Here is a 21,821-nt window from a genome sequence, read left to right as displayed (position 1 = left end):
AGATGGCAGGCAGGACAACACCATGAGGCGGCACATCGCATTCGCCACCGCGCTGGGCACACTCGGCGCCGCGGGCCTGCTGGGATTCGGCGTCGCCGCGGCCCAACCCGAGCCCGCACCCCCGGTCACCCCGGGGGAGCAGCCGATGCCGATGGGCACCCCGGGCCGCGGGTACGCGCTCGGCGGCGCCCACGTGCTGGGCATCCCGTACGACGAATACATCATGCGCACCGGCGCGGACTGGTTCCCCGGCCTGGACCGCGAGATCGTCGACTATCCGGCCGGTCAGGTGCAGGGCCACACCCTGGAGCGGCTGTTCCCGGGGATCGGGGCGTTCGGTGACCGCATCATGCCCGGGCTCGGACTCGACGGCCCCAGCTACGGCGAATCCATCGACGTCGGCGCCCCGAACCTGATCGATGCGATCCGCCGGGGCGGCCGCGGTACCGCGATCGGCCTGTCCGAGGGTGCGTCGGTGCTCGACGAGGTGCAGGCCCGGCTGGCCTACGACCCGGCGGCGCCACCACCGGATCAGCTGAGCTTCGCCACCTACGGCAACCCCGTCGGCAAGCACGCGTTCGGCGAGAGCTTCCTGACCCAGAACTTCCCGGTCGGCAGCGTCGTACCGTCGCTGGACTACCGCATCCCGGCGCCGGTGGAAAGCCAGTACGACACCTATCAGTTCGTCTCGGCCTACGACAGCATCGCCGACTGGCCGGACCGCCCGGACAACTGGCTGTCGGTCGCCAACGCGATCGTCGGGCTCGCGACCGGGCACACCGCCGTCGCGTTCACCAACCCGAGCATGGTCCCACCGGGCAACATCCGCACCACCGTGAACTCGCGGGGCGCGAAGACGACGACGGTGATGATCCCCGAGGAGCATCTGCCGCTGGTGCTGCCGTTCAAATACCTCGGGGTTCCGAAGGACACGCTGATCGAACTCGACCGGGTGCTGCAGCCCTACGTCGACGCCGGGTACTCGCGCAACGACGATCCGGCCACCGCGCCGGTCACCGTCGACCACGTCATCGGCTACGACCCGGCCGAGGTCACCGCGCCGGCCACCCAGGCCGCCTTCGGCGGTGGCACCGACCCGGTGTCGCAGTTGCTCGCGGGTCTGCAGTACGTGCTGAACAACCCGCCGAGCTGAGCCCGCCGGGCGCTACAGGCCGGCGAGGCCGATGGCCAGCAGCACCGCGCCGACCACGGCCATCAGCGCGCACACGCCGTAGCGGCCGCGCGCCCGGATCCAGGCGTTCAGCGACGCCAGCGCCGTGCGGGTCCGGTCCGGGCTCACCAGATAGCACAGCAGCGGGATCTCGATCAGCGCGAACGCCACCGCGTTGAACGCCAGCAGCGCGCCGAACTGCGTGGCGGCCGCCGCTCCGGAGGCCGCGATCAGCGCCAGCGCGGCGAGGTAGTCGACGGACGGCAGCGCGGTCCCCAGGCCCACCGCCGCGGCGGTCCACAAGGATCGGCCCTCGACGAGGCGCCGCGCGTGCGTCGCGACGAAACCCGGCCCGCGGTCCGGGTCACGGGGACGGCCCACCAGCCCGGAACCCACGACGGCCGCGGTGCACAACACCACCAGCCCGACCACGATCTGCACCCGGGGCAGCGTGAAATGTGCCGATGACAGCGCAGGACGCAGCGCGAACAACACCACCATGCCGACCACGAGTCCCATCGCGAGGCCGCCGGACAGGAACGCGAAAAGCTGCAGTGCGGGACGGGGCCGGTTGACCATCAGCGCGGTCATCCCGATCCGGAACGGCTCCAGGCTGACCGCCACGGCCATGGCCAGGAGCGTGAACCACATGATGGCGACACGTTACCGGCTTTGGTTCACGCCGATCCGGACGCTGGCCGGATCAGAGCCGCGGGACGAAGATGGCCCGGTGAGCACTGTGCAGACGGCGCTGCCCGTCATCGACCTCCGCGAGGAGCCGGCCGCGTTACGCGACCGGCTGCGCCGGGTCGCCCGGGACGTCGGGTTCTTCTACCTGACCGGGCACGGCGTCTCCGACGACCTCACCGGGCGGCTGCTCGACGCGGCCCGCCGGTTCTTCGCGCTGCCCCAGCCCGACAAGGACGCCGTCGCGATGGTGGGCAGCCCGCACTTCCGCGGCTACACCCGCCTCGGTGGCGAGCTGACCGGCGGACAGGTCGACTGGCGCGAGCAGATCGACATCGGCCCCGAGCGCACCCCGATTCCCGACCCGGCGGAGCCCTACCTGCGGCTGCAGGGGCCGAACCAGTGGCCGCCGGCCCTGCCCGAGCTTCCCGCGATCATCGCGGAGTGGGACGCCGCGCTGGCCCAGGTCGGACGGAAGCTGTTGCGGCAGTGGGCCGCAGCGCTGGGCAGCGCCGAAGACGTGTTCGACGCGGCGTTCGCCGAGGTACCGGCCACCCTGATCAAGGTCGTGCGGTATCCGCGGCACGCGCAGAGCCCGCAGGGTGTCGGCGCGCACCGCGACGCCGGCGTGCTGACGCTGCTGCTGGCCGAACCGGGCAGCCACGGGCTGGAAGTGCGCGACCCCGGCGCCGGATGGGTCGAGGTACCCCCGGTGGACGGCGCGTTCATCGTCAACATCGGCGAGATGCTGGAGATCGCGACCGGCGGCTACCTGCGCGCCACCGAACACCGCGTCAACCTCGCCGACGCCGGGGAACGGATCTCGGTGCCGTACTTCTTCAATCCCCGGCTGGACGCGCGGCTGCCGGTGCTGACGCTGCCCGCCGAGCTCGCCGCCGACGCCCGCGGGATCAGCACGGACCCTGCGAACGAACAGATCTTCCCCGTGTACGGTCGCAACGCATGGAAGAGCAGGCTGCGGGCACATCCGGACGTGGCCGCCGCACACGGGTACGTGGAAGGATTGCGACGATGAGCGGATCAGCGGGCCAGCGGATCAACCTCGAGCCGTCGTCGTTGCGGGAGGCCTTCGGGCACTTCCCGTCCGGCGTCATCGCGATCGCGGCGGAGGTGGACGGCACCCGCGTCGGGCTGGCCGCCAGCACGTTCGTCCCGGTGTCCCTGGATCCGCCGCTGGTGTCGTTCTGTGTGCAGAACTCGTCGACGACCTGGCCGCGCCTGAAGGACCTGCCGTACCTGGGGATCAGCGTCCTCGGCGAGGCGCACGACGAGGCCGCGCGCACACTGGCCGCCAAGACCGGTGACCGGTTCGCGGGACTGGAGACCGCCTCCTCGGAGCGCGGGGCGGTGTTCATCCACGGCACCAGCGTGTGGCTGGAGAGCAGCATCGAACAGCTGGTGCCGGCCGGTGACCACACCATCGTGGTGCTGCGGGTCACCGATATCACCGTGCATCCGGATGTCGCACCGATCGTGTTCCATCGCAGCACATTCCGCCGCCTCGGCGCCTGACGCGCCGACGGACGCCTCGCGAGACCGCAGAAGCTAGGGCCTGGCGGTGAGTTCTTCCCGGTAGCCGCGGATTCGCTGCTCCAGTTCGGCGGCATCCTCCGGCCTGCCCTCCTTGCGGGCCAGGTCGGCGCGTGCGCTCAATTCACGGATAGCGCTGCGGATGTCGTTGATGCTGAGGGGCTGTCGAAGCGCCATGAAAGCTGCCTTTCGTCACGGGCTTGGCTGCTGGGTCCGAGCGTACGCCTGCGCACGGCTACGGGAGCCGGACCGCGGTCAGTTCGTCGGCCGGCCTGCGGTGACGCCGGCCGTCTCCGGTGACGACGGACAGTCCTTCCCTGGCCCAGTACTCGAAGCCGCCGAGAAGTTCGCGGACCCGGTCATATCCCATGTCGCTCAGCGTGTATGCGGCCTTGGTCGCGCCGTTGCAGCCCGGCCCCCAGCAGTAGACGACGACGTCGGCGGTGCGGTCAGGCAGTTCGCGGCGGGCACGCTGTGCGAGCTCGCCGCCGGGAAGGTGCAGCGCGCCGGGCAGGTGCCCCTGGTCGAAGGCCTCGGCGGAGCGGGTGTCGACGACGATCGGGGAGTGTCCCGCCGCGCGGGCCGCGGCGAGGTCGGCGGGGTCGATCTCGTAGGCGAGTTTGGCGGCGAAGAAGTCCCGGGCTGCTGTCATGCCTCGATCCCACCGGGTGCGGCGCGGATGCGGAACCGACGATCCTCGGAAGATCGGCCGTCATGCCGACACATCCCCGGGATTCGGCTGCGGGCGCCGTGGTTTCCCCGGATTCAGGGCCGCATCACGTACGCGCCGGAGTAACCCTTGACCTGTTCCCATACCCGGTCGAAGCGGCCGGTGTCGGGGTTGGGCTTGCGGACCGCGGCCAGTGCCCAGTCCTGCTGGGCGGCGGTCGAGCTCGGCTTGCCGTGCAGCGCGACCGCGTATGCCGAGAAGTCCCGGACCTGCACGTCGAAGATCTGGTCGAGCAGGTCGCGGTCGAGCCCGGTGATCTCGGCCTGCTCCAGGATCAGCTGCCCGTAGACGACGAGGCTGAACAGATGCCCGACGACGAGCACGAAGTCCAGGTCGCGCTGCTGGTCGGCATCCGGTGCGGCGACGGTCAGCACCTCTTTGAACGCCTGCACCTGCTCGTAGAACCGGGCGACGTTCGGCACGCCGACGTGCCGCTCGTAGACCGGTGCCCAGTCGGCGAACCGCACCTTCGACGCACCGCGGGCCGGGCCCTGCGACCAGAAGAACACGTCGTCGGTGGCGTCGTCGCGGGTGCCGATCGGCGGGTAGTCGGCGGGGTCGAACATGTAGTTCGGCATGAACTTCAAGATCTGCGCGACGTTGACGTGGACCGTGCCCTCCAGCCGCGGCAGCGCCCCGATCAGCCGGGTCACCTGGTAGAAGTAGGTGTCCTTCTCGAAACCCTTGGCGGCCAGCACATCCCACAGCAGGGTGACGACCTTCTCGCCCTCCGAGGTCACCTTCGACTTGGTCACCGGGTTGAACAGCAGATAGCGGCGGTCCTGCGGGCCGGCGCTGCGGAAGTAGTCGATGGCGCGGTCGCTGAACAGCTTCATCGCGATCAGCCGGGCGTACGCCTCGACGAACGCGGCCCGCACGTGCGGGAAGTCGGTGACAGGATTGCCGTACAGGATGCGGTTGTCGGCGTGGGTGATCGCCTCGTAGAACGCGTGCTCGCACATACCGATCGAGCCGCTGCACAGGTTGAACTTGCCGACGTTGACGGTGTTCAGCGCCGCCGAGAACGCGTCGGGGCCGGTGGTCAGGATGTCCTCTTCATGCACCGGATAGTCCCGCAGCGCGAAGTTGCTGACGAACATCTGGCCGTGCACCACGTTGCCGATCAGTTCGTAGTCGCGATGGCGGCTGTCGGCGACGAACCACACGTATCCTTCGGGGCCTTCGACGTCGGTGCGCCGCCCGAACACCGACACCATGCCCGCCACGTTGCCGTTGCCGATGTAGTACTTCTCGCCGGACGCCCGGAACACCACGCCCTCGGAGTCTCCGGGGCCGGCCGGGGTGAGCAGCATGTCGGTGTGGTAGATGTCGGCGCCGTGCGCGCGTTCGGAGAGCCCGAACGCCATCACCTCACCGGCCTCCAGCTGTGCCGCCGCGCGTTCCTTGGCCTTGACGTTGTCGCTCTGCCAGATCGGTCCGAGGCCCAGGATCGTCACCTGCTCGGCGTACCAGTACGACAGCCCGTAGAACCCGAGGATCTCGCTGAGCACCGCATTGCGGGAGGTGTCCCAGCGCTTGTCCGGGTCTCCGTCGGCGAACTCCGACGGGGTCAGGAACGTGGCGAACAACCGCTCCTTCTTGACGAACTCGAGGAAGTCCGCCACCCACACCGCGTCGAGGTCGTCGCGCAGCAACCGGGCCTTGCCCCGCTGCTCGAACCAGTCGATCAAGGCCAGCAGCTTTCGCCGCGATACCGGATCGAGGTGTTGGGCGTCGAAGTTGTTCGGGTCCAGCAGAAGCCTGCGGGGGTGGGTCATGCTCGGCAATCTAGTCCCGAGCGCAGGCACCGAACCGGTGTTCGGTGCAATCATCGGCGGTATGGCCGACACCGACCGGATCCCGTTGGATCGCACCGACGAGGCGATCCTGCAGGTGCTGCAGGACGACGGCAGGATCAGCACCGCCGATCTGGCGCGCAGGGTGTCGCTGTCGCCGAGTGCGACGGCCGACCGGGTACGCCGCCTCGTCGACGCCGGGGTGATCACGGGGTACACCGCAACCGTCTCTGCCACCGCGCTCGGCTACTCGATCATGGCCTTCGTCCGGCTGGCCTATCCGTCGGGCAACTACAAGCCGCTGCACGATCTGCTGGAGGTGACCCCGGAGGTGGTCGAAGCCCACCATGTGACCGGGGAGGACTGTTTCATCCTCAAGGTGCTGGCCCGCTCGATGTCCGACCTGGAACGTCTCACCGGCCGGCTCGCCACCCTCGGCGCCATCACGACGAACGTCGTCTACTCCAGCCCGCTGACCCGGCGGACGTTGGGGCCGGCCTGATCAGGCGGCGTGCACGTTGCGCAGGCCGACCGCGCCGCGCAGGCCGGTGCAGTTGATGCAGCCGACACAGCCGATGCAGTCCTCACAGTCGATACACCCCACGCACGCCTTGCATTTCACACACGCGATGCAGCCCAGGCACGCCAGGCAACCCTTGCAGGCGAGCGACAGCACGACCAGGATGCTGCCCGCGATGGCGGCGCTGCCGGCCGTCGCGATCGAACCGGCCACTGCGGCACTGCCGGCCGTCGCAATCGACCCCGCCACCGCGGCGCTGCCCGCCGTGGCGATCGAGTTGACCACCACGGCACTGCCTGCCGTCGCGACGGACCCGGCGACGACGGCGCTGCCTGCCGTCGTGACCGACCCGGCGACGACGTAGCTGTCCTCGGTGCGCAGCGAGCCGACGACGGCACGCTCGGTGTCGTCGTCGGCCCCTGCGTCAGGCAACTGCCTCAGCCCCGGCGGAACAGCTTGTCGCCCAACCAGACCAGCGGGTCGTACTTGCGGTCGGCGGCGCGCTCCTTCATCGGGATCAACGCGTTGTCGGTGATCTTGATGTGTTCGGGGCACACCTCGGTGCAGCACTTGTTGATGTTGCAGAACCCCAGCCCGTTCTCGTCCTGGGCCTGTTCGGCGCGCCGGCCGTGGGTGTCGAGCGGGTGCATGTCCAGTTCGGCCTGGCGCATCAGGTAGCGCGGACCCGCATACGCCTCCTTGTTCTCCTCGTGGTCACGGATCACGTGGCAGACGTTCTGGCACAGGAAGCACTCGATGCACTTGCGGAACTCCTGCGACCGGTTCACGTCCTCCTGGGCCATCCGGTACTCGCCCGGCTGAAGATCCTTCGGCGGCGCGAACGCCGGGATCTCCCTGGCCTTCTCGTAGTTGAACGACACGTCGGTGACCAGGTCGCGCATCACCGGGAACGTCCGCAGCGGCGTGACGGTGACGACCTCGTCCTCCCCGAACGTCGACATGCGCGTCATGCACAGCAACCGCGGCCGCCCGTTGATCTCCGCCGAACACGATCCGCACTTGCCGGCCTTACAGTTCCACCGCACCGCGAGATCGGGCGTCTGGGTGGCCTGCAGCCGGTGGATGATGTCGAGCACGACCTCACCCTCGTTGACCTCGACGGTGAAATCCTGCAGCCCGCCGCCGGTGTCGTCGCCGCGCCAGACCCGGAGCTTCGCGTTGTAGGCAGCCATCGATTCAGCCCTTCTGTTCCGGGTGTTCGGCCAATTCCTCTGGCGTGTAGTACTTCTCCAATTCGGACAGCTCGAAGGTCGCGAGCAGATCCGGCCGCATCGGCGGTTGCGGTTCCACCGTCACCGAGACCTCCGGGATGATCGGATCGCCCGGTTCGTCCCCGCCTCCGACGGTCTTGCACACCAGCAGCTTGTTGCGCCAGTGCGAGTCCATCTTGGGGTAGTCGTCGCGGGTGTGTCCGCCGCGACTCTCGGTGCGCTGCAACGCCGCCTTGGCCACGCACTCGCTGACGAGCAGCATGTTGCGCATGTCGATGGCCAGATGCCAGCCGGGGTTGAAGATGCGGCCACCCTCGACGACGACGTTCTGGTAGCGCTTCTTGAGCTCGTCGATCTTGGCGAGAACCTCGTGCAGCTCATTCTCTTTTCGGATGATGCCGGCGAGGTCGTTCATCGACTCCTGCAGTTCCGCGTGCAGCGTGTACGGATTCTCGGCGTCGGCCTTGGGTTCGAACGGCAGCAGCGCCAACTGCTCTGCGCGCTGCAGTGCCGCGTCGGTGACCGCGGGCCGGTTGTCGAGCGAGCGGACGTAATCCGAGGCACCGAGTCCGGCACGGCGGCCGAACACCAGCAGATCCGACAGGGAGTTCCCGCCGAGCCGGTTCGAGCCGTGCATGCCGCCCGAGCACTCGCCCGCGGCGAACAGGCCGGGGGTGGCGGCTTCGCCGGTATCCGGGTCGACCTCGATACCGCCCATCACGTAGTGACAGGTCGGACCGACCTCCATCTCATCCTTGGTGATGTCGACCTCGGCCAACTCGATGAACTGGTGGTACATCGAGGGCAGCCGCCGCTTGATCTCCTCGGCGGGCATCCGCGACGCGATGTCGAGATACACACCGCCGTGCGGGGTTCCGCGCCCGTTCTTGACCTCTTCGTTGATGGCGCGGGCCACCTCGTCGCGGGGCAGCAGGTCAGGGGTGCGGCGGGCGGAGTCGTTGTCCTTGAGCCACTGGTCGGCCTCTTCCTCGGATTCGGCGTACTGCCCCTTGAACACGTCGGGGATGTAGTCGAACATGAAGCGCTTGCCCTCGGAGTTCTTCAGGACTCCGCCGTCGCCGCGCACGCCCTCGGTGACCAGGATGCCCTTCACCGAGAGCGGCCACACCATGCCGGTCGGGTGGAACTGGATGAACTCCATGTTGATCAGGCCCGAGCCGGCGCGCAGCGCCAGCGCGTGCCCGTCGCCGGTGTACTCCCAGGAGTTCGACGACACCTTGAACGACTTGCCGATGCCGCCGGTGGCCAGCACGATGGCCGGCGCTTCGAACAGCACGAACTTGCCGGTCTCGCGGTAGTAGCCGAACGCGCCGGCGACCCGGCCGTTCTCCTTGATGATCTCGGTGATCGAGCACTCGTGGAAGACGCGGATGCGGGCATCGAAGTCGCCGAGCTCGCGCTTGTCCTCCTGCTGCAGCGACACGATCTTCTGCTGCAGCGTGCGGATGATCTCCAGGCCGGTGCGGTCACCGACGTGCGCCAGCCGCGGATAGGTGTGGCCACCGAAGTTGCGCTGGCTGATCCTGCCGTCCTTGGTGCGGTCGAACAGTGCGCCATAGGTTTCCAGCTCCCACACCCGGTCGGGGGCCTCCTGCGCGTGCAGTTCGGCCATCCGCCAGTTGTTCAGGAACTTGCCGCCGCGCATGGTGTCACCGAAGTGCACCTGCCACGAGTCCTTGGTGTTGACGTTGCGCATGGCCGCGGCGCAGCCGCCCTCGGCCATCACGGTGTGGGCCTTGCCGAACAGCGACTTGGTCACCACCGCGACCCGCAGACCCCGCTCCCTGGCCTCGATCACCGCTCGCAGTCCCGCGCCCCCGGCACCGATCACGACGACGTCGTACTCGTGCCGTTCCAGGTCACCCATTAAGAATCCTTACTGTTTTCTGAATTAAGTTGTCAGCCAATGAATCTGAGGTCAGGGAACCATCCGGCCGAGACGGCCATGACGTAGAAGTCGGTGAACATCAGCGTGCCGAGGGTGATCCAGGCGTACATCTTGTGCCGGACGTTGAGGCGGCTGATCTGGGTCCACATCCAATAGCGCACCGGGTGTTTGGAGAAGTGCTTGAGCCGTCCGCCGGCGACGTGGCGGCAGGAGTGACACGACAGCGTGTACGTCCACAGCAGGATCACGTTGATGAGCAGCACCAGGTTGCCGAGCCCGAAACCGAAACCGCCGTCGGGCTTGTGGAACGCGACGATCGCGTCGTAGGTGTTGATCACCGAGATGATCGCGGCGATGTAGAAGAAGTAGCGGTGCGAGTTCTGGATGATCAGCGGCATGCGCGTCTCGCCGGTGTACTTGGCGTGCGGTTCGGCGACCGCGCAGGCCGTGGGGGACTGCCACACCGAGCGGTAGTAGGCGCCGCGGTAGTAGTAGCAGGTCAGCCGGAACAGCAACAGGAACGGCAGGGAGAGCGCCGCGTAGGGCAGGATCGGCCAGTCCGGCAGGAACTGACCGAAGTGGCTGGCCTCGGGGATGCAGCCGGTCGACACGCACGGCGAGTAGAACGGCGTCAGGTACCCGTACTCCTCGACGTAGTACCACTTCTGCATGAAGGCCCGGACGGTCGCGTAGATGATGAACGACGCGAAGCCCAGATTGACGATCAGCGGCGACATCCACCACCGGTCGGTGCGGAGCGTGCGCTGCGCGATTTGGGCACGGCCAGGCGAGAAGACGCCGGTCGCTTTGCGGTCGGCGGTAGGTGCGCTCACGGTTACCTTTCGATGAAGTTATGTCCCCCGAATGCGTGCCGCTCTTCTGGGGTCAGAAGGGCGGCACGCACGGCCTCAGCGGGTGCCGCCGAGACCCTCGTCGTCGACGCCGCGCCAGAAGTCGGTGTCGTACTGGGTGTCTGGAATCGGGATGCGCTCGGCGACGTGATGGTGCCGGCTGACACCTCGCGCGAGTTCCAGCTCCTCGGCATCGATGTCGAGACGGTCGATGTCGTTGAGTAGGCGTTCGGCGTCGTTGACGATGCGACGGGTGGCAGGGCTGTCCCCGTATCGCGACGCCAGTGACGTGACGCATCGCCGCATGCTCCCGATCAGGTCGTGAAGCTGGGCGAGTTCGGTGGTGCTGGTGCTGGACAAGCGACCTCCTTGGGCTGAAGGGTGTCATGGATCACAGTACGCAACTGATGCTAGCTAAATCACCGTTGCAAAGCGTGAGACAGATCACTTTGATGACTGGAGAACACGGAGGGCAATGGCATGAATGACGTTTTGAAGGGCCGCGCCGAGGCGTTGCTGGCCCTGCATCAACCCGGGAACCCGGTCGTTTTGCCGACGGTGTGGGACGCGTGGTCGGCGCGGCTGGCGGTGGACGCCGGGTTTGCGGCGCTGACCGCGGGCAGCCATCCGCTGGCCGATTCCATCGGCAAGGAGGACAACGAGGGGATGGTGTTCGACGACGTGCTGACCCGCGTCGCGCAGATCACCGCCGCCGTCGACGTGCCGCTGTCGGTGGACATCGAATCCGGCTACGGCGAGGCGCCGGAGCGGCTGATCGAGGGTCTGCTGTCGGTCGGCGCGGTCGGGCTCAACATCGAGGACACCGTGCACGGCGAGGGCGGCCGGTTGCGCTCCTCGGCCGAGCACGCCGAACTCGTCGGCGGGTTGCGGGCCGCCGCGGACAAGGCGGGGGTGCGCGTCGTGGTCAACGCCAGGACGGATCTGTTCCTGCGCCAGGACGGTGACGAGGCCGACCGGGTGGACCGGGCGATCGCCCGGCTGAAGGAGGCCGCCGACGCCGGCGCGGACGTGCTGTATCCGGTCGGGGTGCATCCGCCGGAAGTCATGCGGCGGTTGACCTCCGAGTTGCCGCTTCCGGTCAACGCGATCGCCAGGCCCGACCAGTCCGACCCGGCGTCCTACGGGCCGCTCGGTGTCGCGCGGATCAGCTTCGGCCCGTTCTGGCAGGCGGCGCTGGCCGAGCGCTCGAAGGAACTTCTGGCGCGCTGGATCTGACCGGCCGCGTCCGGCTCACTCCGACGTGTCGACGACCATGACCTCGGTCCCGGCGCGTCGCCGGACCAGGCGCGGCACCGAGCCGACGAGCCGGCCGACCACCGAGTTGTAGCCGACGCTGCCGACCACCAGCAGGTCCGCTCCGACCTCGTCCGCGAGCGCGACGAGCGCCTCGGCCGGCACACCCTCGACCGCGCGTTCGTGGACATCGTCGGCGCCGTGCGCGCGGGCCCGGGACGCCGCGTCGTGCAGCAGGTCATAGACCGGCGCGTCGCCCTCGGTGCGGTAGTCCTCCCGGCCGGGCTGGTCGGGGTCGGGGGCGGCCGCCGGGCGTTGTCGTGCCGAAAACACGGTGGCGACTATGAGTTTGGCCCCGTTGTCGGCGGCGATGGCCGCTGCCTTGTCGACCGCTCGCAGTGAGGTCTCCGAGCCGTCGGTGCCGACGACGATGGTCCGGTAGTCCGCCACGGTGATCTCCCCACTGAGTTGGCGCCACGGCGAGTGTACATATGTTCACTGTTTGGCGACAGGGGCGTGCGACGGGCCGACTGGCCCCTAGAAGAACTGGGCAGTCACGAACCCCGCGACCAGCACCGCCGTACCGCCGATCTCGCCGACGATCAGCGCGGCCATCGCGACCCGCACGGTGGTGTCCACCCGCTCGAACTGGTTGGTGGTGTCGCGCCGGATGCCGTGGACGACATAGGTGGCGATGGCCAGCACGAAGAACGCGACCACCACCGCGGCCGCGGCCAGGTCGACCCAGGCCGGCCATGCGCTCAACTCGACGAACACCGCCAGCAGCATCGTCGCGAAGGAGTACAGCAGTGCCGCGCGGTGCGCGATGTCGACGTACGGGTGGGCGAGATGGTCGGGGCTGGTGGCCATCTGGCGGTACTTCCAGATGCCCAGCGTCAACGCCCACACGAAGATCAGGCCGGCCGCGAGCACGGTCAGCGCGGTGTCGAGGGCCAGCGGGGTGTCCATAGGGACTGCACAGTAAACCGGTGGGAACCGCGAGGTTCCCACCGGTACTGATTCGGGCGGATTACTTGGCTTCGATCGCCACCCGGTGCGGTTCGGCGCCCTTGTGTGCGCCGGCGACGCGGACCGTCAGCACGCCGGCGTCATAGCCGGCCGATACCGCGTCGTTGGTGACGTGGACCGGCAGCGCGAACGAGCGGTGGAACGAGCCGTACCGCACCTCGCTGACCCGGCGGCCGTCGCGTTCCTCGGCGCGCTCGTCGCGGCGTTCACCTCGGATCGCCAGCCGGCCGCGGTCGACCTCGACGGTGACGTCCTTCTCGACGTCCACACCGGGCAGGTCGACCCGGATCACCGCGTCCTCGCCGTCACGATCCACCTCAACGGCCGGGTTGATTCCTTTGGCCCATTCGCCAGCGGTGACCGGGCCGAAGAACTCACGGACGAAGCGCTCCGTGTCGAAGGCCGGCCGCGTCCGCAGGATCAAGTTGCTCATGATCTCTCCGTCTCCTTCAGTCCTGACCGGTCTGTGCCGGTGTCACCCGATAGAACTTGAGTCACCCACGCTCATGTTCCAGCTGGCCGTTCGCTGTCGGCGAACTGCCTCACAGGGTGCTCGCCGAGTAGGTGAGCACACCGTGATGGGGGCTTCACACGAGGCGACACAACAGCAATATCGGTTTCCTAGCGTGACGGTCATGGCGTCAAACTCGCACGTCGTGGTCGTCGGCCACGGCATGGTCGGTCACCGGTTCGTCGAAGCCCTGCGGTCACGAGACAGCGCGGGCAGTTGGCGGGTCACCGTGTTGGCCGAGGAAACCGATGCGGCCTACGACCGCGTCGGCCTCACCGGATACACCGAGCACTGGGACCGGTCCCTGCTGGCGCTGCCCGGCAACCGGTACGCCGACGACGACCTCGTCGATCTGCGGCTCGGGCAGAAAGCGGTGGCGATCGACCGGGACGCGAAGGTGGTCACCACCGCCGACGGCACCCGGATCGGTTACGACGCGCTCGTGCTGGCGACCGGCTCGTACGCGTTCGTGCCGCCCGTCCCGGGACGGGATCTGCCCGGCTGCCACGTCTACCGCACCCTCAACGATCTCGACGACATCCGCGCCGCGGCCCGGCGCGGCCTCGACATCGGCAGTGCCGCCGGTGTCGTGGTCGGTGGCGGCCTGCTCGGCCTGGAGGCCGCCAACGCGCTGCGCGGCTTCGGGTTGACCGCTCACGTCATCGAGCGCTCACCGCGGCTGATGGCCCAGCAACTCGACGAGGCCGGCGGGGCGCTGCTGGGCCGGATGATCACCGAGCTCGGCATCATGGTGCACACCGACGTCGGCACCGAATCCATCAAACCCGCCCAGCGCAACCGCCCGCTGCGCCGTTCCGCCGACGACGACTCGATGCGCGTCACGCTCAGCGACGGCACGTACATCGACGCCGGGGTCATCGTGTTCGCCGCCGGGGTACGCCCGCGCGACGAACTGGCTCGCGAGGCAGGCCTGGAGCTCGCCGAGCGCGGCGGGGTGCTCACCGACCTATCCTGTGTGACAAGCGATCCCGCCGTCTACGCGATCGGCGAGGTCGCCGCGATCGAAGGACGCTGCTACGGGCTGGTGGGTCCGGGCTACACCAGCGCCGAGGTGGTCGCCGACCGGCTGCTCGGCGGCGCCGCCGAATTCCCCGAGGCCGATATGTCGACCAAGCTCAAGCTGCTCGGTGTCGACGTGGCGAGCTTCGGCGATGCGATGGGCACCACCCCGGACAGCCTGGCGGTCGCGGTCAACGACGCCGTGAACCAGACCTACGCGAAGCTGATCCTGTCCGACGATGCCAAGACCCTGCTCGGCGGCATCCTCGTTGGTGACGCGTCCGCGTACGGGGTGCTGCGCCCGATGGTCGGCGAGCAGCTGCCCGGCGATCCGCTGGCACTGATCACCCCTGCCGGATCCGAGGGCGGCGGAGGCGCTTTGGGTGTCGGCGCGCTGCCGCCGGCGGCGCAGATCTGCTCGTGCAACAACGTGACCAAGGGCGACCTGACGGACGCGATCGCCGGCGGCTGCTGCGACGTCGCCGATCTGAAGAAGTGCACCCTGGCCGGGACGTCGTGCGGGTCGTGCGTGCCGCTGCTCAAGCAGCTGCTCGACGCCGAGGGGGTGGAACAGTCGAAGGCGTTGTGCGAGCACTTCTCCCACTCGCGGGCCGAGTTGTTCGAGATCGTCAGTGCCACTTCCATTCGCACGTTCAGTGGCCTGATCGAACGGTTCGGCACCGGGAAAGGGTGTGACATCTGCAAGCCCGTCGTCGCATCGATCCTCGCGTCGACCAGCTCCGAGCACATCCTCGACGGTGAGCAGGCCTCGCTGCAGGACTCCAACGACCACTTCCTGGCCAATATCCAGCGCAACGGCAGCTATTCGGTGGTGCCGCGGGTTCCCGGCGGGGACATCACCCCGGAGCACCTGATCCTGATCGGGCAGATCGCCAAGGATTTCGGTCTGTACACCAAGATCACCGGTGGCCAGCGCATCGACATGTTCGGCGCCCGGGTCGACCAGCTGCCCGAGATCTGGCGCCGGCTGGTCGAGGGCGGAATGGAATCCGGCCAGGCGTACGGCAAGTCGCTGCGCACCGTGAAGAGCTGTGTCGGCAGTGACTGGTGCCGCTACGGGCAGCAGGATTCGGTACAGATGGCCATCGACCTCGAAATGCGCTACCGGGGCCTGCGCGCCCCGCACAAGATCAAGATGGGGGTGTCCGGCTGCGCCCGGGAGTGCGCGGAGGCGCGCGGCAAGGACGTCGGCGTGATCGCGACCGAGACCGGCTGGAACCTCTACATCGGCGGTAACGGCGGCATGACCCCGAAACACGCCCAGCTGCTGGCCGGTGATCTCGACGATGAGACGCTGGTGCGCTACATCGACCGGTTCCTGATGTTCTACATCCGCACCGCCGACCGGCTGCAGCGCACGGCGCCGTGGGTCGAGCAGATGGGCCTCGATCATCTGCGCGAGGTCATCTGCGACGACTCCCTCGGTCTGGCAGCGGAATTCGAGACCGCGATGCAGCGCCACGTCGACGGATACGCGTGCGAGTGGAAGGGTGTGCTGGACGATCCCGACAAGCTGTCGCGGTTCGTGTCGTTCGTGAACGCCCCCGAGGTGCCCGACCCGACGATCCAGTTCGAACACCGTTCGGGCCGCAAGGTGCCGATCGGCATGCCGAAGGTGGGGAGGTAGACCCGTGACCGTGATCAACGAGACGCAGGTGTGGACGACGGCCTGCCGGTATGACTTTTTGATCCCGAACCGCGGGGTCGGGGTGCTGCTGCCCGGCGGCGCGCAGGCCGCGCTGTTCCGGCTCGACGACGGCACCCTGCGCGCGGTCGGCAACATCGACCCGTTCTCCGGTGCGGCGGTGATGTCGCGGGGCATCGTCGGCGACCGCGCCGGGCGTGCCACCGTGCAGTCGCCGATCAAGAAGCAGGCGTTCGCGCTCGACGACGGCAGCTGCCTCGACAACCCTGATCACTGCCTGCCGGTGTATGCGACGCGGATCACCCCGGACGGCGACGTCCAGATCGGCACCTGACAGACTCCGCCGAAATTGCATTCCAGCAGCGGTTTTTCGAGTGGACGCCTGCGTAGACGCAATCTCGTCGTGACCTAACTAGGGACTTTCGGCCCCTGACGAGTGCACCGGTCGGCTCCTACGGTTGGGCCATGACCTACGTGATCGGTAGCGCGTGCGTGGACATCGTCGACAAGTCCTGTGTGCAGGAGTGCCCTGCGGACTGCATCTACGAGGGTGACCGCGCCATGTACATCAACCCCAACGAATGCGTGGACTGCGGCGCCTGCCGCATCGCGTGCCGGGTGGACGCGATCTACTACGAGACCGACCTTCCCGACGAGGAACTGGCGTTCCTGGCCGACAACGCCGAGTTCTTCACCACGACGTTGCCCGGCCGCGACGCGCCGCTCGGCGATCCCGGCGGCGCCTCGACGCTGGGCCGGGTCGGCGCCGACACGCCGCTGGTGGCCTCGCTGCCGCCGTCGACGACCGCACACCCCTGACGCTCAGCGCCGAAATTGCATTCCAGCAGGTGCGTACTCGAACGTCCGCTGCGGGAATGCCATTTCGGCGCGGGTGTCGTAGCCGGCCCGCTGGAAGCGGTTGACGATCAACCGGGTCACCCCGGGATGCGTGCCCAGCGGATCGGTCACCAGGTCGGCACCGCTGTCACGCAACCGGTCCTGGAACAGGCCCTCCGACAACAGATATGACGCGACCACGACACGCCTGCCGCGGTGTGACAGACGTGCGACCGCGTCGGCGATGCGCGGCTCCCCGGTCGCGGCGAACGCGAGCTCGACCCGCGAGCCCAGCGTCGCCGACAGCCACGTCGCCGTGGTGTGCAGGTCGTGCATCGCCGCCGGATCGGATGTCCCCGCCGCCGCCAGGATCACCGAATCGTCGGGGTGCCAACCGGCTTCGATCAGCCGGTCGACGAGCACCCGGACCAGCGCCGGGTCGGGTCCCAGCGCCCGGGTCACGGTGACGTCGTGGTGCCGGCTGTCCTCGATGTGTGACGGGATGTCGCGGCTGACGTGGTAGCCGCGGGACAGGAACGCAGGGACCAGCACGGTCGGGCGGTGGGGTTCCGCGCGCAGCAGCTCCGACGGGGTCGGGCCGAGGACGTCGACGAACGCGACGCGCACCGGCCGCTGTAGCGCGGCGGAGACCTGCGCGGCGAGGTCGCCGATCAGCGACACCCCGCGCGGTTTGCGGGTGCCGTGGGCGACCAGCAGCAGGCTCATGACGCGCACGCCTCGTCGACGGGCAGCCGGTAGCCGCGCTTGACCACGGTCGAAACCATCTTCTTGTCGCCCAGCGCGGTCCGCAGCCGCAGCACCGCCGTCTCGACGGCGTGGGTGTCGGTGCCGCTGCCCGGCAGCGCTCGCAGCAGGTCGGTGCGCGACACCACCGCACCCGGCCGCAGTGCCAGCGCCCGGATGGTCGCCATCGCCGCCGGCGACAGCGCCTTGACCACGCCGTCGACCAGCACGCAGTTGCCGCGGATCTCCAGCAGGTGCCCGGCCACCCGCACGGTGCGCGCCTGCAGCAGCGGAAGCTCGTCGGTGATGTGTCGGGCCAGCGCCCCGAGGCGCATCCGTTCCGGCGCCGAGGTCGGGACACCGAGCCGGACCAGCGGGCGTGCCGTGACGGGCCCGACGCACATCGCGTGCACGTTGTTGCGCAGCGCCGAGAGCACCTGCGCCTCGATCCCCATCTCGGTGGCCCGCATCAGCACCGACGCGACCGCGGGTGCCGAGGTGAAGCTGACCGCGTCGAACTTCTCCTCGGCGATGCCCGCGACCAGCTGGTCGAACTCCCCGTTGCGCGGCGCCGGATGCCACCGGTACACCCGGATCGGCACGACTTCGGCTCCCGCCGCGCGCAATTCGTCGAGGAACTCCGGGAACGGATCCCAGTCCGCGGTGGCTCCGTGCAGCTGTACCGCGATCCGCATCCCGGCGATACCGCCCTCGAGGAGGTAGAGCAGCACCTCGCGGGAGGACTCCGATTCCGGGGACCACTCCTCGGGCAGCCCGGCGGCGCGCAGCGCACCGGTCGCCTTCGGACCCCGCGACACGATCCGCGCGTTGCTCAGCGCGGCGGTCAGTTCGTTGGCCATGCCCCAGCCGTCGGCGGCGGCGATCCAGCCCCGTAACCCGATGCCGGTGGTCGCAATGACGATGTCGGGCGGCACGTCGATCAGCGACTGCGTCCGCTGCCGCAGTTCGTCGTCGTCGGGCAGCGGCACCATCTCGATCGCTGCGGCGCTGGTCACCGTCGCGCCGCGGCGCCGCAGCAGCGCACTCAGTTCGTCAGCGCGCCGCGCGGAGGTGACCGCAACCCGGAATCCGGTGAGCGGCGCCCAGTCCGGCTCACTCATGCCCCCTGTCTATGCAGCCCGTGTTTCGGTGCGATTAAGCAGCCGTTGCACGGCCGTGTCGCGGCCGTTGAGGCGGTGAATTTCCGTTCACCGCCGGCCGGTGGCCGCTGTGAGGTTCACCAGACGTCACCGGAGCGCCAGTCGCACGCGATCGGTGCGTCCGGGTCGAGGGTCACCCCCGGGGGCAGGTCGGCGGCCAGCACGTACAGCGCGCCGTCGTCGTCGGGGGTGCGGGTAGGTCCGTCCGGTGCCAGCACCGAGGTCGGGCCCCGCCACGGCACCCAGCCGCGCCCGCTGTAGAGCGGCTCCCCGAGCTCGGTCGTGCTGAGCGCTCCGAGGTGGTAGGCGCCGCGCACCACCTGCTCGACACCGTCCATTAGCGCGTGGCCGAGGCCCTGACCGCGGTGGTCGGCCCGTACGGCGAGGCCTTCGACGTAGCCGCAGCGCAGCGCGTGGCCGTCGTAGTAGATGCGGCGCTGCACGACGGCGGCGTGCCCGATGACCTCGCCGCGCTGGCAGATCAGCGCGTGCATGCCGCCGAGGGCGTGCTCCCAGTCGTGCTCGGCGAAGTCGCCGTCGAACGCGTCGATGACCATCCGGCGGGCGTCCTCGCGGGTCTCGCCGTCGAGATCGGAGGTGTGGACCAGGCGTGCGCGCACACCTGTGGTTCTACCAGCGTCCGGCGCGACGCGTCAGTACCCGATGGACGGCGCCGCCGTCAGTCTCTCGACGGGCGCCGTGGCCGGGACCAGTGCAACCGCACCGTCTGCCCGGGCCGGGCCTGCGCGATCTTGTCGATGTCCTCGTCGACGACCACGCCGATCACGGGATAGCCGCCGGTGACCGGGTGGTCGGGGCCGAGGATCACCGGGAACCCGTTCGGGGGTACCTGGATCGCCCCGCGGGTGGCGCCCTCGCTGGGCAGCTGCCGGTCCGGGCTGCGGTAGTCCAGCGGCATGCCGACCAGCCGGATCCCGACGCGGTCGCTGTGGTTGGTGACCTGCCAGTTGGTCCGCACCAGCACGTCGGGGTCGACGAACCAGTCGTCGCGCGGGCCGGGCACCACCTTGACCTCGAGCACGTCGTCGGCGATCGTGGCGACGGGCGCCTGGTCGAGCTCGGGGAAGTCGTCGGTGTGCTCGCCGACGGGCAGCACGTCGCCCCGTTTGAGGGGCATCGGCCCGATCGCCGACATCACGTCGTAGCTGCGTGAGCCGAGCACCGCCTCGACCTCGATGCCTCCGCGCACCGCGAGATACGAGCGCAGGCCCGCCCGGGGCGCGCCGAGCGAGATCACCTCACCGTCGTGCGCGAAGTGGATGCTGTTGGTGCCGAACGGAACTCCGTTGACGGCCGGGTCGGTGTCGGCGCCGGTCACCGCGATCGCGACGCCCTCGCCGTTGCCGCCGTGCACCCGGGCGCTGAACCCGCCCATCGTCACCTCGACGGTGGCGCGGTCGTCGGGGTTGGCGACCAGCCGGTTGGCCAGCGTGTGCGCGCGCCGGTCGGCGGCGCCGGAGCGGGTGACGCCCAGGTGGGAAAGCCCGGGGCGGCCGAGGTCCTCGACCAGCGCGAGCGGGCCGGGCCGCAGGACCTCCAGCGTGACGCCGCTCATGGCTTCACCTCTTCTGCTGAAACGCTCCTCTCGTGCGCGGCGAACCGCACCCACATCCCCGGGGTCAGCAGCGCCGGGTTGTCCCTGTCGATGTCCCACAGCACCGCCGAGGTGCGGCCGATCAGCTGCCAGCCGCCGGGGGATTCTCGCGGGTAGACACCGCTGAACTCGCCGGCCAGGCCGACGGATCCGACGGGCACCTTGGTGCGCGGCTCGGAGCGGCGTGGCACCACGAGGCGCTCATCGCCGCCGACCAGGTAGGCGAAGCCGGGGGCGAAGCCGCTGAACCCCACCCGCCAGAGTGTGCCGGTATGGGCGGCGACGACCTCGGCGGTGCTCAGCCCGGTCAGCCGGGCCACCTCGTCGAGATCCTCGCCGTCGTAGACGACCTCGATCGTCACGTCGGCTTCGGTGGGGGTTGAGGCGTCGGCGGCGGCCTCGTCGGTCATCTGCAGCCCGCCCAGCCGCTGCCGGGTGGGCGCCTGGTACCGGCCGCCGTCGAGTTTGACCAGAATCGTCCTGGCCGCGGGCACGATGTCCACCACGCCGGGCAGGGCGGCGTCGCGGAGCACCTCCGTCCAGGCCAGAACCTCTGCGCTGCTGCCGAATTCGAGCAGCAGCGCCCGATCGCCGTAATCCAGAATCTGCCGAATCCCGCCGGTGCGCACGGTGTCGGCCACGTCCGCAGTCACGCTCATATATCGACGTTACCCCCGAGTAGGTTCGAAAACTCCACCCGGGCGAACCTCTTTGAGCCTTGCCAGAGCGTCCTTAGCGATGACTCAAACTCGCGTCCGCCGACACTGCGTTCCGGCAGGTCCGCACCCGCACTTCTGCTGCCGGAATGCAATTTCGCCGAACGTATTTCGACGACAACGTCAATTCAGGGCGGGCGTGCCCTGATAGGTCGGTTCGCGCCGCTTGATGAACGCGATCACCCGGTAGGTGATCGGCAGCAGCACCACCTCGACGAGGGTCTTGTAGAGCCACCCCTGCGCGGTGTAGACCGCGAAGTCGCGGAACGACGTGATGCCGATGACTCCGGCCGCGATCGCGCAGAACACCACGGTGTCGCCGAGTTGCCCGACGAACGTCGACCCGACCAGCCGCGCCCACAGGTGCTTCTCCTTGGTGCGCTCCTTGATCAGCACCAGCGACCAGGCGTTGAGCGTCTGGCCGACGAGGAAGCCGGCCATCCCGGCGACGATCAGGCCCGTATAGGCGCCGACGATGTTCTCGAAGTGCTCCTGGTTCTCGTAGAAGCTCGCCGCGGGGAGGTAGACGGTCGCCCAGAACGCCAGCGCGGCAAGCGCGTTCATCGCGAACCCGGTGTAGATGGCGCGCCGTGCGGCCTTGAACCCGTACACCTCGGACAGCACGTCGCCGATCACGTAGGTCAGCGGGAAGACGATGAACCCGCCGTCGGTGATGATCGGGCCGAACTCGACACCCTTGGTCGCGGTGACGTTGGAGATGATGACCAGCGCGGTGAACACCGCGACGAGCACCGGATAGTAGGCCGATCCGACGCGCGCGAACGAGGCGTGTGTGGTGGTGGGGTCGGGGGCCAGGTCACT

26 protein-coding genes are annotated in these 21,821 nt (G+C 68.8%); 8 read left to right on the top strand and 18 right to left on the bottom strand.

Translation table 11 applies throughout. The features are described from left to right. The first annotated feature begins 22 nt into the window (after nucleotides 1-22). The gene (gene pe, locus BST38_RS11660) at nucleotides 23-1,153 is read left to right on the top strand and encodes an acyltransferase PE (RefSeq protein ID WP_083143455.1); all 1,131 of its coding nucleotides are present in this window, start codon (nucleotides 23-25) and stop codon (nucleotides 1,151-1,153) included. A gap of 12 nt (nucleotides 1,154-1,165) precedes the next feature. On the opposite strand, the gene BST38_RS11655 is transcribed toward pe, so the two are convergent. Then, nucleotides 1,166-1,822 carry a GAP family protein gene (locus tag BST38_RS11655; RefSeq protein ID WP_083143454.1) on the bottom strand — a complete coding sequence of 219 codons (657 nt, stop codon included), beginning with the start codon at nucleotides 1,820-1,822 and terminating at the stop codon, nucleotides 1,166-1,168. 100 nt (nucleotides 1,823-1,922) lie between these two features. On the opposite strand from BST38_RS11655, the gene BST38_RS11650 reads away from it, so the two are divergent. Both BST38_RS11650 and BST38_RS11645 read left to right on the top strand, forming a co-directional pair. After that, on the top strand, nucleotides 1,923-2,894 hold the full coding sequence (locus BST38_RS11650) for an isopenicillin N synthase family dioxygenase (RefSeq protein WP_237160761.1): 972 nt from the start codon (nucleotides 1,923-1,925) through the stop codon (nucleotides 2,892-2,894). Next, nucleotides 2,891-3,391, top strand: coding sequence for a flavin reductase family protein (locus tag BST38_RS11645; protein WP_083143452.1), 501 nt, complete (start codon nucleotides 2,891-2,893; stop codon nucleotides 3,389-3,391). The genes BST38_RS11650 and BST38_RS11645 overlap by 4 nt, the downstream gene beginning before the upstream one ends. A 33-nt stretch (nucleotides 3,392-3,424) precedes the next feature. Here BST38_RS11645 and BST38_RS29005 read toward each other — a convergent pair whose 3' ends face one another. The 3 genes from BST38_RS29005 to BST38_RS11635 form a co-directional block, all read right to left on the bottom strand. Then, nucleotides 3,425-3,586: a hypothetical protein gene (locus BST38_RS29005; protein WP_104864526.1), complete on the bottom strand. Its 162-nt coding sequence runs from the start codon at nucleotides 3,584-3,586 to the stop codon at nucleotides 3,425-3,427. Between the two features lie 58 nt (nucleotides 3,587-3,644). Next, the gene (locus BST38_RS11640) at nucleotides 3,645-4,061 is read right to left on the bottom strand and encodes a rhodanese-like domain-containing protein (protein WP_083143451.1); all 417 of its coding nucleotides are present in this window, start codon (nucleotides 4,059-4,061) and stop codon (nucleotides 3,645-3,647) included. Nucleotides 4,062-4,174: 113 nt separating this feature from the next. Then, nucleotides 4,175-5,917, bottom strand: coding sequence for an acyl-CoA dehydrogenase family protein (locus BST38_RS11635; protein ID WP_083143450.1), 1,743 nt, complete (start codon nucleotides 5,915-5,917; stop codon nucleotides 4,175-4,177). On the opposite strand from BST38_RS11635, the gene BST38_RS11630 reads away from it, so the two are divergent. Continuing rightward, nucleotides 5,916-6,437 (top strand): Lrp/AsnC family transcriptional regulator, encoded by a 522-nt coding sequence (locus BST38_RS11630; RefSeq protein WP_272818846.1) that lies wholly within the window; start codon nucleotides 5,916-5,918, stop codon nucleotides 6,435-6,437. The genes BST38_RS11635 and BST38_RS11630 overlap by 2 nt on opposite strands. On the opposite strand, the gene BST38_RS11625 is transcribed toward BST38_RS11630, so the two are convergent. The 5 genes from BST38_RS11625 to BST38_RS11605 form a co-directional block, all read right to left on the bottom strand. Beyond that, complete coding sequence (locus BST38_RS11625) at nucleotides 6,438-6,836, bottom strand: hypothetical protein (RefSeq protein ID WP_181792093.1); 399 nt, start codon at nucleotides 6,834-6,836, stop codon at nucleotides 6,438-6,440. A 56-nt stretch (nucleotides 6,837-6,892) separates the two neighbouring features. Beyond that, complete coding sequence (locus BST38_RS11620) at nucleotides 6,893-7,648, bottom strand: succinate dehydrogenase/fumarate reductase iron-sulfur subunit (protein ID WP_083143448.1); 756 nt, start codon at nucleotides 7,646-7,648, stop codon at nucleotides 6,893-6,895. Nucleotides 7,649-7,652: 4 nt separating this feature from the next. Then, nucleotides 7,653-9,575, bottom strand: a complete 1,923-nt coding sequence (locus BST38_RS11615) for a fumarate reductase/succinate dehydrogenase flavoprotein subunit (RefSeq protein WP_083143447.1) — start codon at nucleotides 9,573-9,575, stop codon at nucleotides 7,653-7,655. Nucleotides 9,576-9,607: 32 nt separating this feature from the next. Further along, on the bottom strand, nucleotides 9,608-10,429 hold the full coding sequence (gene sdhC, locus BST38_RS11610) for a succinate dehydrogenase subunit SdhC (RefSeq protein WP_083143446.1): 822 nt from the start codon (nucleotides 10,427-10,429) through the stop codon (nucleotides 9,608-9,610). Nucleotides 10,430-10,504: 75 nt separating this feature from the next. Beyond that, on the bottom strand, nucleotides 10,505-10,807 hold the full coding sequence (locus tag BST38_RS11605) for an Rv0250c family protein (RefSeq protein WP_494337773.1): 303 nt from the start codon (nucleotides 10,805-10,807) through the stop codon (nucleotides 10,505-10,507). A 120-nt stretch (nucleotides 10,808-10,927) separates the two neighbouring features. Between BST38_RS11605 and BST38_RS11600 the strand changes: the two genes are divergently transcribed. Continuing rightward, entirely contained in the window at nucleotides 10,928-11,683 is a 756-nt protein-coding gene (locus BST38_RS11600; RefSeq protein ID WP_083143445.1) for an isocitrate lyase/PEP mutase family protein, read from the top strand. A 15-nt stretch (nucleotides 11,684-11,698) separates the two neighbouring features. On the opposite strand, the gene BST38_RS11595 is transcribed toward BST38_RS11600, so the two are convergent. The 3 genes from BST38_RS11595 to BST38_RS11585 all read right to left on the bottom strand — a co-directional run bounded on the left by BST38_RS11595 (nucleotide 11,699) and on the right by BST38_RS11585 (nucleotide 13,163). Continuing rightward, nucleotides 11,699-12,151 carry a universal stress protein gene (locus tag BST38_RS11595; protein ID WP_083143444.1) on the bottom strand — a complete coding sequence of 151 codons (453 nt, stop codon included), beginning with the start codon at nucleotides 12,149-12,151 and terminating at the stop codon, nucleotides 11,699-11,701. Nucleotides 12,152-12,238: 87 nt separating this feature from the next. Beyond that, a complete protein-coding gene (locus tag BST38_RS11590; protein ID WP_083143443.1) occupies nucleotides 12,239-12,670 on the bottom strand; it encodes a hypothetical protein in 432 nt (143 codons plus the stop codon). Nucleotides 12,671-12,731: 61 nt separating this feature from the next. Next, complete coding sequence (locus tag BST38_RS11585) at nucleotides 12,732-13,163, bottom strand: Hsp20/alpha crystallin family protein (protein WP_083143442.1); 432 nt, start codon at nucleotides 13,161-13,163, stop codon at nucleotides 12,732-12,734. 202 nt (nucleotides 13,164-13,365) lie between these two features. Here BST38_RS11585 and nirB point away from each other — a divergent pair, with 202 nt between their 5' ends. The 3 genes from nirB (at nucleotide 13,366) to fdxA (ending at nucleotide 16,746) form a co-directional block, all read left to right on the top strand. Next, nucleotides 13,366-15,909, top strand: a complete 2,544-nt coding sequence (gene nirB / locus BST38_RS11580; RefSeq protein WP_083143441.1) for a nitrite reductase large subunit NirB — start codon at nucleotides 13,366-13,368, stop codon at nucleotides 15,907-15,909. Nucleotides 15,910-15,913: 4 nt separating this feature from the next. Next, the gene (gene nirD / locus BST38_RS11575) at nucleotides 15,914-16,261 is read left to right on the top strand and encodes a nitrite reductase small subunit NirD (protein ID WP_083143440.1); all 348 of its coding nucleotides are present in this window, start codon (nucleotides 15,914-15,916) and stop codon (nucleotides 16,259-16,261) included. 131 nt (nucleotides 16,262-16,392) lie between these two features. After that, entirely contained in the window at nucleotides 16,393-16,746 is a 354-nt protein-coding gene (gene fdxA, locus BST38_RS11570; RefSeq protein ID WP_083143439.1) for a ferredoxin, read from the top strand. Between the two features lie 3 nt (nucleotides 16,747-16,749). Here fdxA and BST38_RS11565 read toward each other — a convergent pair whose 3' ends face one another. From BST38_RS11565 to BST38_RS11540, 6 genes are all read right to left on the bottom strand, one after another. After that, a complete protein-coding gene (locus BST38_RS11565) occupies nucleotides 16,750-17,490 on the bottom strand; it encodes a sirohydrochlorin chelatase (RefSeq protein ID WP_083143438.1) in 741 nt (246 codons plus the stop codon). Further along, complete coding sequence (locus tag BST38_RS11560; protein WP_083143437.1) at nucleotides 17,487-18,629, bottom strand: uroporphyrinogen-III synthase; 1,143 nt, start codon at nucleotides 18,627-18,629, stop codon at nucleotides 17,487-17,489. Before BST38_RS11560 ends, BST38_RS11565 begins: the two co-directional genes overlap by 4 nt. Nucleotides 18,630-18,745: 116 nt before the next feature. Next, nucleotides 18,746-19,288, bottom strand: a complete 543-nt coding sequence (locus BST38_RS11555) for a GNAT family N-acetyltransferase (RefSeq protein WP_083143436.1) — start codon at nucleotides 19,286-19,288, stop codon at nucleotides 18,746-18,748. Nucleotides 19,289-19,347: 59 nt separating this feature from the next. Continuing rightward, a complete protein-coding gene (locus BST38_RS11550; RefSeq protein ID WP_083143435.1) occupies nucleotides 19,348-20,244 on the bottom strand; it encodes a 5-oxoprolinase/urea amidolyase family protein in 897 nt (298 codons plus the stop codon). Continuing rightward, entirely contained in the window at nucleotides 20,241-20,942 is a 702-nt protein-coding gene (locus BST38_RS11545; RefSeq protein ID WP_083143434.1) for a 5-oxoprolinase subunit B family protein, read from the bottom strand. Before BST38_RS11545 ends, BST38_RS11550 begins: the two co-directional genes overlap by 4 nt. Nucleotides 20,943-21,122: 180 nt before the next feature. Beyond that, the gene (locus BST38_RS11540) at nucleotides 21,123-21,815 is read right to left on the bottom strand and encodes a queuosine precursor transporter (protein WP_237160760.1); all 693 of its coding nucleotides are present in this window, start codon (nucleotides 21,813-21,815) and stop codon (nucleotides 21,123-21,125) included. Between the last annotated feature and the right edge of the window lie 6 nt (nucleotides 21,816-21,821).

The sequence above is a fragment of the Mycolicibacterium parafortuitum genome (assembly GCF_002086815.1).
GTDB lineage: Bacteria > Actinomycetota > Actinomycetes > Mycobacteriales > Mycobacteriaceae > Mycobacterium > Mycobacterium parafortuitum.
Note: the sequence above shows the minus strand (reverse complement) of the source record. Positions and strands in the feature narration are given on the sequence as shown.